Genomic DNA, 12,887 nt, shown 5'->3' with positions numbered 1-12,887 from the left:
CAGGTAAATTAGTGAAAAACAAACGTGAATCCGCAGCTCGCTACAGTATTGGCGGGCTATGTTTAGCCATCATTTTTTGCACTGGCGTTTCTGTTGGTGTCGGCCCAATGCCGCTTTCTATTGTGGAATCGTTTCAGGCCATACTGACGCGCTTTTTCAGCTTTAACAATGAACTGCCTCAATACGCTATCGTTGTCGTCGAATCGATTCGCTTACCAAGAACGCTTTTAGGCTTAGTGGTTGGTGCCACATTGGCAGTCAGTGGTGCGGCAATTCAGGGTTTATTTCGTAACCCATTAGCCGACCCAGGCTTGATTGGCGTTTCCAGTGGCGCGGCTCTGGCCGCCGTTGCCAGCATTGTGCTGGCAGGTTCAATATTAAAGCCAGTGTTTGATTTGTTCGGCAGCTATACGCTCTCGATCATGGCGTTTTTAGGAGGCTTAGGCACAACTTGCGTTGTTGCTTGGATTGCCACCAGCCGCTTTGGCACTTCTATTACGACGATGTTGCTAGCAGGCATTGCTATTAATATCGCCTGCGGCTCCGGCATTGGTATTTTAACTTACCTCGCCGACGACACCATGTTGCGTACACTCACCTTTTGGCAAATGGGCAGCTTAGGCGGCGCGACTTGGACAGACTTGAGCATCACATCGCTAATGTGCATGGTCACGCTGATTTGTATTTTACGTTATTCGAAACAACTTAATGCTTTACTGCTAGGAGAGTCTGAAGCGCGGCACTTAGGCGTAAATGTCGATGCGGTAAAATTTCGTATCATCCTGTTGGTGGCATTAGGTGTGGGTGCGGCAGTTGCTGTCTCCGGCATGATTGGCTTTGTCGGCTTGGTCGTGCCTCATATTGTACGCATGAGTTTAGGTCCAGATCATCGTTATCTATTACCGGCCTCAGCCTTGTTAGGTGGCTTATTTTTAGTATTGGCCGACATGCTGTCGCGCACGCTTATTGCTCCAGCGGAATTACCCATTGGTTTAATCACGGCGATTATCGGCGGGCCATTTTTTATTGCACTGATAGCGTTGCGTTCAAATCGAGGGGCACTGTGAGTTTTTCTGTTCAGCATTTACAGCTTAAAGCTGGTAAAAAAACACTGCTTAATGGCATTGATTTTTCATTCTCGCCAGGTGAAATCGTCGCCGTTATGGGGCCAAACGGTGCGGGTAAATCATCGTTACTTAAAGTCATGGCCGGTGAAATTTCTGCTTACCAAGGCTTAATTAAATTAAACCAAAAAGACTACAAGGCTTGGTCAAATAACGAACGCGCAAAAATGATTGGCGTACTGCCACAAACCTCGCTACTGAACTTCCCGTTCAGTGTTCTAGAGATCGTTTTACTCGGGCGTTTGCCGCACAGCACTGGCTACAAAAAAGATATCGATATTGCCGAAGCCGCAATCGAAGCACTCGACATTAGCCACCTGCAAACAAAAGCTTACCCGTCACTTTCTGGTGGTGAAAAACAACGCGTACAGCTAGCTCGCGTATTAGCGCAAATTTGGCAGCCAAGCGATTTAGGCCCACGCTATTTATTGCTCGACGAACCGACTTCTGCATTAGATGCCGAACACCAACAGCTGATACTGAAGCTCGCAAAACAATTAGCGAAACAAGACATTGGTGTCATGACAATTTTGCACGACCTAAACTTGGCAGCGCAGTACGCCGACCGTGTCGTTATGATGCAGCAAGCCAGCATTGTCGAGCAGGGAGCCAGCGATAGCATCTTTAATAGCGAGACTATTCAGCGTGTATTCTCAATCGAAACCACTGTTATGGCGCATCCGGTAAACCAAAAACCGGTTATTGTGACACTTTAGTTGATTTAAAAGGGTCACGTTAGTTACGTTTACATAAACTCTGCAACAGTAAAATAATGTCTAAATATTTTTTGAATAACCTCTACGTATTTCTTATATAGCCTGTAAATAATTTTTAGTCTTTGTCGATCTTTATACCAATTACTACTCATACTTTCATTACCGGATTTTATGGCAGCGTTTCGTTTTATACTTACAGGATGGCGACTTCAGTCTAAATCTTGCCATCCAGTATCAGTAATGCAACACTCAATGTTCACAGTCAACCTGACTAAGATTTAAAGGACTCTTCATTGATGATTATAGGTATGAGCGTTAATAACTGCATTTTTCTACTCAAGTATCGCCTTAACATAATTTCAATAATTGCCATCTGTATGCTCGTCTCTTCATGCCAAAGAATGCCTAACGTTGCCGCAGAGCTAACACTCTCTGTGAAGCCGGTTAAAGTATTTGAGTTTACGTGGAGTGATGTTGAAGGTGCGACCTATTATAAGCTACTCGAAAAGTTAGACTCGCAATCCAGCTATGTCACTATCAGCGAAAACATAGAACCAAATACCAATCTGTACACTACAGTTCGAGCACTTTATGAGCGTACAAATGCCAGCTATGTTTTGCAGTCTTGTAATCAAAACGGTTGTGTTGATAGCCCAGAAGTAACCGTTAACAAAACTATCAATCAGGCTATTGGCCACTTAAAAAGCAACACTCCAAACATGACTGATATGTTCGGCTCAGATATCAACCTCAGTGCCGATGGTTCGACTCTCGCAGTTGGCGTACCAAATGAAAATATAAGTTACGACAATAATAGTTCAAGTAAGAATGAATACATTAATACTGGCGCTGTTTATATATACACCTTGTCAGAAAATAACTGGGTTCAACAAGCACACATTAAAGCCGATAACATCAAAGAATATAATCGCTTTGGAACATCTGTCAGTCTAAGCAAAGACGGTAACATTCTCGCAGTTGGCGCTCTCGGTGCAGACCGAGCGGCCTCTAGCGCAAATGACCGTGATCCAAAAAATGCGGGGGCTGCTTATATCTATGTTCGTGATCAAGAAACAAACCAATGGCGCCTGCGAGACTTTATTCAAGCCAGCAACGCCGAAGAAGGTGATCTTTTTGGTCATTCAGTCCGCTTAAGTGACGACGGCAATACTCTTGCCGTTGCAGCAATTGGCGAGGATGGAGATCAAAGCAGTGCCCATCAAACACCTGATACTCAAAACAAAAGACAGGGAGCTGGCGCTGTTTATCTTTACAAATACAATGGTGCTAGCTGGCACGAAGAGGCGTACATCAAATCGATAATTTTAGTCGCCAGAAGTGACAATAGATTCGGTGATAAAATCAGTTTAAGTGGTGATGGCAATAGTTTGGCAGTAAGTAGTTATACTCAAAACAGAGGCGTCAGAGGCCGCGTTTACCTTTATGCAAAAGAGAATGGTCAATGGCAAGCTCAGCAGTTCGTAGAAGCCACGAACCCTGACAACTACGACGATTTTGCTAAGGGCTTTAGTCTAAACAAAGCAGGAAATGTGCTTGCCGTTGGTGCTACAAGTATTGATGATCGACTTGTTCGTGATCCTGGCGTTGTATTCATTTTCAACTTAGACAGTAATGATCAATGGCAACCAACAGCCTTTATTACAGCTCAAAATAAAAATAAATACGATTACTTTGGTTACAGAGTCGATCTAGACAGTAGCGGTACACTACTGGTTGTCAGCGCAACAGGAGAAGACAGCAATGGTATCGGACTGACAGGTGACCCTAACAATAATGAACAAAGAGATTCTGGCGCAGCCTATGTTTTCCAATTAACAAATGATGGAACATGGCAACAAACGGGCTATTTAAAGTCTACTAACCCAACTAGATCAAAGTATTTTGGTGGTAATGTACAGATTAGTGATGACAAAACCATCGCTATTTCAACAACCTATGAAGATACCAATGCCAGTGGCATTAACGGCCAATACACCGATGAACCCATAGCAAGTTCTGGTGCTGTTTATTTGTATTAATGAATCTTTTACTATGCAGCTTCTATAATTAATTGAACGCCACCTATTTAGGTGGCTTTTTTATGCCAGAAGCCATTCATCTATCCGCTACGACTTTTCAACAGCTGACTCTAAGTTGGTTTGCCCAGCACGGCCGTAAACATTTGCCTTGGCAACAGGGTAAAACAGCCTATCGGGTTTGGGTTTCCGAAGTGATGTTGCAGCAGACTCAGGTTGCGACGGTCATCCCCTATTTTGAACGCTTTATGGCGCGCTTCCCTACGGTAAGTGATTTAGCTAGTGCGCCCGAAGATGAGGTGCTGCACCTGTGGACCGGCTTAGGCTACTACGCTCGCGCGCGTAATTTACACAAGGCGGCAAAAACCGTTGTGCGCAATTTTTCAGCTGAAATGCCAGACAATGCGACGGACTTAGAAAGTCTTCCGGGTATTGGACGCTCTACCGCAGCGGCTATCGCCAGTTCGGTATTTGGTCATGCCGAGGCGATATTAGACGGCAACGTAAAGCGTGTACTGAGCCGATTTTTTGCACTGCAAGAATGGCCCGGAACAACCGAATCTCAAAAGCAATTATGGCATTGGGCCGAACAACTCACACCCACCGAACAGGTTGCCGACTATAACCAAGCAATGATGGATTTAGGCGCGATGGTTTGTACGCGTAGCAAACCCAAATGTGGCGATTGCCCACTGAGCGACCATTGCCTTGCTTTAGCCAGTGATCAGGTTTCGTTGCTGCCCAAGTCCAAGCCGAAAAAAGACAAGCCGATAAAACACACCCTTATGCTCATGCTACAGCTAGCCGATGGCCGTATCCTATTAGAAAAGCGCCCAGCCAGCGGCATTTGGGGTGGCCTATACAGCTTTAAAGAATTCGCCCAAGCCGAAGCGCTAAGCGATCACTGCCGCCTGCATTATCAAACGGATCAGCTCGATTACTGGCCAACCTTTCGCCATACCTTTAGCCATTACCACCTAGAAATAACGCCGGTACTCGCCAAGCTAGATGCAGCACCAACGGAATTGCAGGAGTCCGATGATATTTGGTTTAACCCAGCCCTGTTGGACGCCGGTGAACAGTCTATTGGTTTGGCCGCACCGGTTAAAAAACTACTGACCCAGCTCACCAACAACCTTTAGAGCGTCAATGCTGGCTTGAAGCTGCTGGCTAATCAGTTAAAGTAGCCTTTAATATTCATTTTGAGTCGTTGATTTAACCATGAGTCCATCGGCTAACTGGCGCTAGCTAGCTTAAAAAGCCGATTTCAATCTATCTAGAGGTTCCTATGCTCCATACAATAAATCCAACATCGACAGCAGCCTGGAAAGACTTAGAACATCACTTTAGCGAATTTAACGGCACCACCCTGACCGAATTGTTCGCACAATCGCCCGATCGTTTCGACGACTTTAATATTCGCTTTGGCGAGCAACTCCTATTCGATTATTCAAAAAACCTGATCAACAACGAAACGCTCACCAAGCTGATTGCGTTAGCTGATGAGTGCAAACTTGCTGATGCTATTAAAGCTATGTTCAGCGGTGAAAAAATCAACCAGACCGAAGGTCGTGCTGTGCTTCATACCGCCTTGCGTAACCGCAGTAATAATCCGGTGATGGTTGATGGCGAAGATGTGATGCCAAAGGTCAATGCTGTGTTAGCTAAAATGCAAAGCTTTTGCAGCAAGGTACATACTGGCCAATGGCTCGGTTATAGCGGCAAAGCCATTACCGATATTGTTAACATTGGTATTGGTGGTTCGGATCTTGGCCCGGTGATGATCACCGAAGCACTTAAGCCCTATCAGGTTGAGCATATTAACAGCCACTTTGTTTCTAACGTCGATGGCACACAAATCGTTGAAACGCTAAAGCCGCTTAACCCAGAAACAACCCTATTTTTAATCGCCTCTAAAACCTTTACCACACAAGAAACCATGACTAATGCGATGACAGCTAGGCAATGGTTTTTAGACCAAGCAAAAGATAAAAACCACGTGGCTAAACACTTTGTCGCGCTATCGACCAACGCAGAAAAAGTCGATGAATTTGGTATCGATACCGACAACATGTTTGAATTTTGGGATTGGGTCGGTGGCCGTTATTCCAGTTGGTCGGCCATTGGTTTATCGGTTGCACTGACTATAGGCTTTGATAATTTCACAGCCTTCCTTGATGGCGCTCACGCCATGGATAATCACTTTGCAGAAACCGAATTCAAACAAAACATTCCGGTTATTTTGGCGCTTTTGGGTATTTGGTATAACAACTTTTATAACGCAGAAAGCGTTGCCATTTTACCTTACGACCAATACATGCATCGCTTTGCGGCTTACTTCCAGCAAGGCGATATGGAATCTAACGGTAAATGCACCGACCGTAACGGTGATGCTGTGGACTACCAAACTGGGCCTATTATTTGGGGCGAGCCGGGCACTAACGGCCAACACGCCTTTTACCAACTGATTCATCAGGGCACCAAAATGATTCCGTGCGATTTCATTGCACCAGCAATTAGCCACAACCCAGTTTCGGACCACCACCCAAAATTGATGTCGAATTTTTTTGCTCAAACAGAGGCGCTGGCATTTGGTAAATCGGCCGAAGTCGTCAGAGAAGAACTGGCTAATGCAGGAAAGTCCGAACAGGAAATAGACCAGCTAACGGCTTTTAAAACCTTTAATGGCAATAAGCCAACCAACTCATTTTTAGTTCAGCAGATCACTCCGTTTAGCTTAGGTGCGTTGGTTGCGATGTACGAACATAAAATTTTTGTACAGGGCGTTATTTGGAATATTTTTTCTTTTGACCAATGGGGTGTGGAATTGGGCAAGCAGTTGGCGAATAAAATTCTACCTGAATTGCTCGACAGTGAATTGGTCAACAGTCACGACAGTTCGACCAATAATCTGATCAATCAATTTAAAGCTTGGAAGAAATAACCGACTATTCGATTAAAAAGCTTTCGATTAATAACATTTCGGTTAAACATTAAAAAGGCGGCTCATAAGCCGCCTTTTTAATTGAATTTCATTTTATAACGACTTATTAACTGCCGCGATAAGTGGAATAACCAAATGGCGATAACAACAGTGGCACATGGTGATGGCGTTCATCACTGACGACAAAGGCAATATCCACCGTTGGGAAAAAGCTCTCGTCACCGTAGTAGTCTTTTAGGTTAAACACCAACTTGTACTGACCAAAACCCAACTGATCATCTGCGATTGGCCACTGCGCAATTCGGCCGTCGGCATCGGTATTCGCCACCGCCAATTGTTGATATTGCTCGCCTTGCAGCTTATGCAGTTCAATGCTGACGTTTTCGGCCGGCTTACCGGTCGCTGTATCCAATACGTGTGTAGTGATTGGGCTTCTAGACATACTCTATGGACTCCATTTATAAATTGCCAACCTAGCTTAGCTGGCGACAAACTGTTTAAACAAAAGCAGTCATTTAAAAAACTGTCACTTTAAAAAAAGCGTCGATTAAAAAAACGATTAAAAAAAAATTTATTCCGCAATAAATAGTTTTTCTAATCGTATTTGGGTGATTTTCATTTGCTCATTTGCGGCAATAGCCAGCTCAGTTTTGTAATCGTTACCGATACGAGACTCTAAAATCTCTAACATCTGTTGTGCTGATTTACCGCTAGCACAAACAATAAAAATAAAACCAAACTTATCAAAATAGTCGTCGTTGCGTTGTTTCATACGATGCAGCAATTGCTCATCGGCTTGCGACATACCTTGCTGTTCGTGCCCTGCCATACCGGCGGTATGCTGATATTTGGCTTTTAATGTAGCGACATCACCAATACGCGGATGGCCTTCAAACGCAGCCAAATAATCGGCTTCGGCGCATTTTTCCCAAATACTTTCGGCACTTTTATACAAGGCTGGCAAGTCGGCAAAGGGGCGCAGATCCAACATGGCGTCGACCCAGTTTTTAGCAACGCAACAGCTTTCTAAGGCACTAAAGGCTTGCGGTTGCGGCAGTAAGTTAAATTGCTCAATGTTCATAATTCAACTCTTAGTAAAAAGACTATTAATAAAAATCGATCAGTAAGAAAAGCTAACCAGCAAATTAGTAACCTTTTAGCTTTACCATTTTATGTTGTACGGGTTAGGCATCAACAAGGTGCGTTAATTGCGATGTTGCCGACTGCCATTGTAGCGAATCCTGCTGTGTTGTTTCTGCCAGCCTTTGGTACTGCTGAATAACTTGACCCGCTATGGCAATGGCGATTTCTTTTGGCAGCTTACCGGTCACATCTGATAAGCCTACAGGACAATGCATCTGCTCAATAGCCGAAGCATTAAACCCCTTATGCTTTAACCGTAACTGAAAACGCTTTGCTTTAGTGTTTGAACCAATAACACCTAAAAACAACGCATCGTTTCTTTTTAAGATGTGCTCGGTGAGCTCAAAGTCGAGTTGATGGTTATGCGTTAAGACGATATAGATTGAGTTTTTCGCCACATCTTTAACTGCATCAACGGGGTAAGCTTCGAGTTGTATTTGAGCATTTGCAGGCAGTTGAGCTGGAAATAAGTCTGCGCGGCTATCAACCCAGCGCACACGAATAGGTAAACCAGACAGTGTATCAACTAAGGCGTGGCCGACATGACCCGCGCCAAAAACCACCACTTCGGTTGCCACATTTTGCTGGCACTCAAACAGCACACTGACGCTGCCGCCACAACATTGACCTAGACTCGCGCCCAAAGAAAACTGCTCTAAACATTGACCGTATTGTCGATCAAGCAACAGCTGGCGAGCTTTTTCTATAACTTTAAATTCTAGATGGCCACCGCCGATGGTATCGAAAATATCATCACCACTGATCACCATCTTGCTACCGTTTTCACGTGGTGTTGAGCCTTTTGTCGCCAACACCGTCACCAATACATAGTCGCACTGGCGCTGCGTTAACAGGTGCACCGCCTCGCTCCAACGATTGTTATGAAAACCCTGTGTGTTTTTATTCAGCATTATTTAACGCCTGTTGTTTAACCGCAGTGATGGCTTTTAAAATTTCTTCCGGTGTTGCCGGCGCATTCATCTGCGGTGAAATCTTATAGTCGGCAACACTGGCAACCGCATCTCTTAATGCACACCAAACGGAGCTGGCCAACATAAAGGGCGGCTCACCAACGGCTTTCGATTTAAACACCGTATGCTCTGGGTTTTCTGAATCGTACAGGTTCACCTTAAAGTGTTTTGGTGTGTCGCCAATGGCTGGGATTTTATAGGTTGCCGGGCTATTGCTGGCCAGCTCGCCACGTTCATTCCATTGCAAATCTTCGGTTGTTAGCCAGCCCATGCCTTGAATAAATGCGCCTTCAATCTGGCCGATATCGATGGCCGGATTAATCGAGTTACCAACATCGTGCATGATATCGACATGCGTCAGGCTGTTCTCGCCGGTGAGCGTATCGACCTGAACCTCTGCTAAGGCAACGCCATGCGAGTAATAGAAAAATGGTCGACCCTTGCCTTCATTGCGATCAAAGTGAATTTTCGGCGTGGCGTAATAACCATTAGCAGAAAGACTAACGCGTGCCATATAGGCTTGCTGCGCCAGCGCTTTAAAACTGATTTCGCCGTCTTGATAACTGACTTTGTTATCGCCAAATTCGATGCTGTCCTTTTCGGCTCCGAGCTGCTCAACCATGTAATCGATCATTCGGTTTTTAATCAGCATCGCCGCGTTAAGCGCCGCCATACCGTTTAAATCGGTGCCGGAAGAAGCCGCCGTTGGCGAGGTGTTTGGCACCTTATCGGTTCGGGTTGCACTAACACCAACGCGATCAGCCGAAACACCAAATACCTGCGCGACAATTTGCTGGACTTTGGTGTTAAGCCCTTGGCCCATTTCTGTGCCGCCGTGGTTCAGATGAATCGAGCCATCGGTATAGACATGCACCAAAGCACCGGCCTGATTAAGATGCTGCACGGTAAAAGAAATACCAAACTTCACTGGCGTAATCGACAAACCTTTTTTAATGATTGGCGACTGCTTGTTAAATTCGGTAATGGCTTCTCGGCGTTGACGATAGTTCGCTTGAGTCATCAACATGTTCATCATATCGGCCAACACAAACTGCTCTACCGGTTGGTGGTAAGGCGTTAAATCGCGGCCTTCTCGATACAAATTATGCAGCCGTACATCGGCAGGGTCTTTACCCAACCGGCGGGCAACATCGTCCATCAGAGCTTCGGCGACCATGACACCTTGCGGCCCACCAAAGCCGCGATAAGCAGTATGGCTGACGGTATTGAGGCGCGCACGCTGACCAGTAATGGTGACGTTTTCATAAAAGTAGGCGTTATCCGAATGGAACATGGCGCGATCGACAATGGCATCGGATAAATCCGGTGAATAACCGCAATGACCAGTCACATTGATATCGGCGGCGATAATGGTGCCCTGATCATCAAAGCCAACATCGTAGCGATTAGTAAAGGGATGACGCTTGCCGGTGAGTTTAAAGTCGTCGGCACGCGCTAAACGTAATTTTACTGGCCGAGCGGTTTTTTTGCAGGCCAACGCTGCCATAACTGCCCACGGCGCGGCTTGCGTTTCTTTGCCGCCAAAACCACCGCCCATGCGACGCATCTCAACGGTCACGGCATTAAATGGTAAGCCCAAAACTTCGGCAACCAGATGCTGTACTTCACTCGGGTGCTGAGTGGAGCTTTTTACAAACACGCCGCCATCGTCAGTCGGTAAGGCGTAAGCTACTTGGCCTTCTAAATAAAAGTGCTCTTGGCCACCTAAGGTCATGCTTGCTCGTAAACGATGCGGCGCTTGGGCAAAGCCCTGCTCTACATCGCCACGCTTAATGGTAAAAGGAGGACGCACCCAATCTTGCTGTGCAACGGCTTGCTCAACATCCAACAGCGCGGGCTTAGTTTCATCCGCTTCAACCTCAACTTTGATCAACCGAGCGGCTTTGCGGGCGATATCAAAACTTTCGGCAACCACCAGCGCCACCGGCTGATGATGATATTGCAGCTGATCTTCAGCCAGTAATACATCGCCGGGAAACACTGGGCCAATGTCTTTTTTACCAGGAATATCGGCAGCAGTTAGTACCGTCACAACACCCTCTACGGCTAATACGGCGTCGATATCAATAGACTTGATTAAGCCGACCGTTTGGTTGGCAACCGCTGGGTATGCATGCAAGGCTTGTTCGGCAATCAGAGCATCGTCGACATACTGTGCTTGGCCGGTAACTTGAGCGATGGCGCTCTCGTGCTTGAGTGATTTACCCACCACTTTATGCCCACTTGATTGGGCGTCCATTTTAAAGTGCCGCATGATCGACCCTCGTAATTAGTTGGCTACTTTGCTCCAGCCAAAGTCGTTGCAATAGGTTTTTACTGACCTGCATTCGGTAGTCTTTACTTGCGCGAACGTCAGCCATGGGTTGAAAATCTTCTGTTAAGCGCTCTGCTGCATGTTCAATTTCAGCCGCCGTTAACGCCTTACCTTCTAGATAATCTTGCAGCTGATTCGCCGCTTTAGGTATTGCCGCCATGCCACCAAAACCGGTTTTAACATTTTGCATAACGCCATCGATAAGTTGGTAATGAATGACACAACAGACGGCAGAAATATCGTCTTCCATACGTTTGGAGATTTTGTAGCAAGCCAATTTACTGTTTGGCTTTCTGGCAGGAATGAAAATGCGCGCAATCACTTCGTCTTCGGCCAGTTGAGTTTTGCGATAATCTAAAAAGAAATCTGCAATCGCTAACCAGCGCTCACCGCGTTGGCTAACCAGCTGTATTTCTGCATCTAACGCTAGCAACAGCGGCGCAGGGTCGCCAATCGGCGAGGCATTGCCTAGGCTGCCGCCCAATGAGCCAGCATTACGTACTTGCATCGAGCCCAAGCGCGAAAACAACTCTGTCGCCTCAGGAAAATAATTCAGCAAGCTCGGCATAAATTGCGAATAGCTCAATGCCGCACCAATGGTTAGGCCTTGGCGATCGTCGTCGATCTGCTTGAGTTCCGCGACATCGGCAAGCGAAATCACAGCATCGGCGGTTTGCAACTGCTGAGTAAAGGCAAGTGATAAGTCGGTGCCACCGGTCACCAGCAACGCCGCTGGGTGAGCGCTTCTTAACGCCGTCAATGTGGCTAAATCGGCTGGTAAATAAAACTGCTGTTGTTGATGACTCAACGAAGCTTCTGGCAACGCAGGCAAAGCAAAAAAATCGCTCGCCGCGGCACTTAAATGATTTTCAGCACGCGGGTATTGGTACATTTGCTCACACGCCGCCAAAATTGGCCGATAACCAGTACAGCGGCAGAGGTTACCACCCAACTGCTCTATCACCTGATGTTCACCTGGATATTCGACATGATTCATATAGAGCGTAAACATGCTCATGATAAAGCCGGGCGTACAGAAACCACATTGCGAGCCGTGGCATTCAACCATCGCTCGCTGCACTGGGTGTAGCGCTTCTAAGCTCAGCGCATCGGTCGTATTCTGGACAGTCAGGCCCTCAACCGTCACAAGGTGCTTACCATTGAGTTGACCGACCAGTAACAAGCAGGCATTCATGCTTTTATAGCTAAGCTCGCCATCTTGCTGCTCGCCGATCACCACGGTACAGGCACCACAATCGCCCGAGGCGCAGCCTTCTTTGGTACCGGCAAGATCCGTTTTAGTGCGCAGCCAATCTAGGGTACTTAAGGTCGGCGCGACGCCATCCAGCTCAACTACCCGGTTATTTAATAGAAAACGTATCACGCTCTACCTCTACTCTCTCTATCGAGCCAACAACGCCTATGTTTCATAGCACAACCAATCGCTCGGTCTCTATAAAAATAGGCCATTGACTCATCTTATGGTTTTTCTAGTTAGCGATACTGTAGCAGCTTTTGTACCAAAGTTGACTATCTGGTCAACAAAATAATTAAACCAATCTCTACAGGCTAACGAAATAGCGCACTGTTGCTAAAAGTTGCATACCAGAATTGCAGA

The 12,887-nt window shown here is 46.2% G+C and carries 10 protein-coding genes; 5 read left to right on the top strand and 5 right to left on the bottom strand.

Annotated features, from left to right (window positions below; translation table 11 throughout):
• Nucleotides 1-11: 11 nt before the first annotated feature.
• The 5 genes from FME95_RS10860 (at nucleotide 12) to pgi (ending at nucleotide 6,820) form a co-directional block, all read left to right on the top strand.
• A complete protein-coding gene (locus FME95_RS10860; RefSeq protein ID WP_246109364.1) occupies nucleotides 12-1,067 on the top strand; it encodes a FecCD family ABC transporter permease in 1,056 nt (351 codons plus the stop codon).
• Entirely contained in the window at nucleotides 1,064-1,840 is a 777-nt protein-coding gene (locus FME95_RS10855; protein ID WP_147714512.1) for a heme ABC transporter ATP-binding protein, read from the top strand. The genes FME95_RS10860 and FME95_RS10855 overlap by 4 nt, the downstream gene beginning before the upstream one ends.
• Before the next feature lie 377 nt (nucleotides 1,841-2,217).
• Nucleotides 2,218-3,879, top strand: a complete 1,662-nt coding sequence (locus FME95_RS10850) for an FG-GAP repeat protein (protein WP_187265511.1) — start codon at nucleotides 2,218-2,220, stop codon at nucleotides 3,877-3,879.
• Nucleotides 3,880-3,941: 62 nt separating this feature from the next.
• A complete protein-coding gene (gene mutY / locus FME95_RS10845) occupies nucleotides 3,942-5,018 on the top strand; it encodes an A/G-specific adenine glycosylase (protein WP_147714510.1) in 1,077 nt (358 codons plus the stop codon).
• A 146-nt stretch (nucleotides 5,019-5,164) separates the two neighbouring features.
• Nucleotides 5,165-6,820, top strand: coding sequence for a glucose-6-phosphate isomerase (gene pgi / locus FME95_RS10840; RefSeq protein WP_147714509.1), 1,656 nt, complete (start codon nucleotides 5,165-5,167; stop codon nucleotides 6,818-6,820).
• Between the two features lie 106 nt (nucleotides 6,821-6,926).
• Here pgi and uraH read toward each other — a convergent pair whose 3' ends face one another.
• The 5 genes from uraH to xdhA form a co-directional block, all read right to left on the bottom strand.
• A complete protein-coding gene (uraH, locus tag FME95_RS10835) occupies nucleotides 6,927-7,262 on the bottom strand; it encodes a hydroxyisourate hydrolase (RefSeq protein ID WP_147714508.1) in 336 nt (111 codons plus the stop codon).
• A 129-nt stretch (nucleotides 7,263-7,391) separates the two neighbouring features.
• Entirely contained in the window at nucleotides 7,392-7,901 is a 510-nt protein-coding gene (gene uraD, locus FME95_RS10830; RefSeq protein WP_147714507.1) for a 2-oxo-4-hydroxy-4-carboxy-5-ureidoimidazoline decarboxylase, read from the bottom strand.
• Nucleotides 7,902-8,004: 103 nt separating this feature from the next.
• Nucleotides 8,005-8,874 (bottom strand): xanthine dehydrogenase accessory protein XdhC, encoded by an 870-nt coding sequence (xdhC, locus tag FME95_RS10825; RefSeq protein WP_147714506.1) that lies wholly within the window; start codon nucleotides 8,872-8,874, stop codon nucleotides 8,005-8,007.
• Nucleotides 8,864-11,209, bottom strand: a complete 2,346-nt coding sequence (gene xdhB / locus FME95_RS10820; protein ID WP_147714505.1) for a xanthine dehydrogenase molybdopterin binding subunit — start codon at nucleotides 11,207-11,209, stop codon at nucleotides 8,864-8,866. Before xdhB ends, xdhC begins: the two co-directional genes overlap by 11 nt.
• Nucleotides 11,196-12,653 carry a xanthine dehydrogenase small subunit gene (xdhA, locus tag FME95_RS10815; RefSeq protein ID WP_147714504.1) on the bottom strand — a complete coding sequence of 486 codons (1,458 nt, stop codon included), beginning with the start codon at nucleotides 12,651-12,653 and terminating at the stop codon, nucleotides 11,196-11,198. The genes xdhB and xdhA overlap by 14 nt, the downstream gene beginning before the upstream one ends.
• Nucleotides 12,654-12,887: the final 234 nt, after the last annotated feature.

This window comes from Reinekea thalattae (assembly GCF_008041945.1).
Classification (GTDB): Bacteria; Pseudomonadota; Gammaproteobacteria; order Pseudomonadales; family Natronospirillaceae; genus Reinekea; species Reinekea thalattae.
This window is presented reverse-complemented; position numbering and strand designations above follow the sequence as displayed.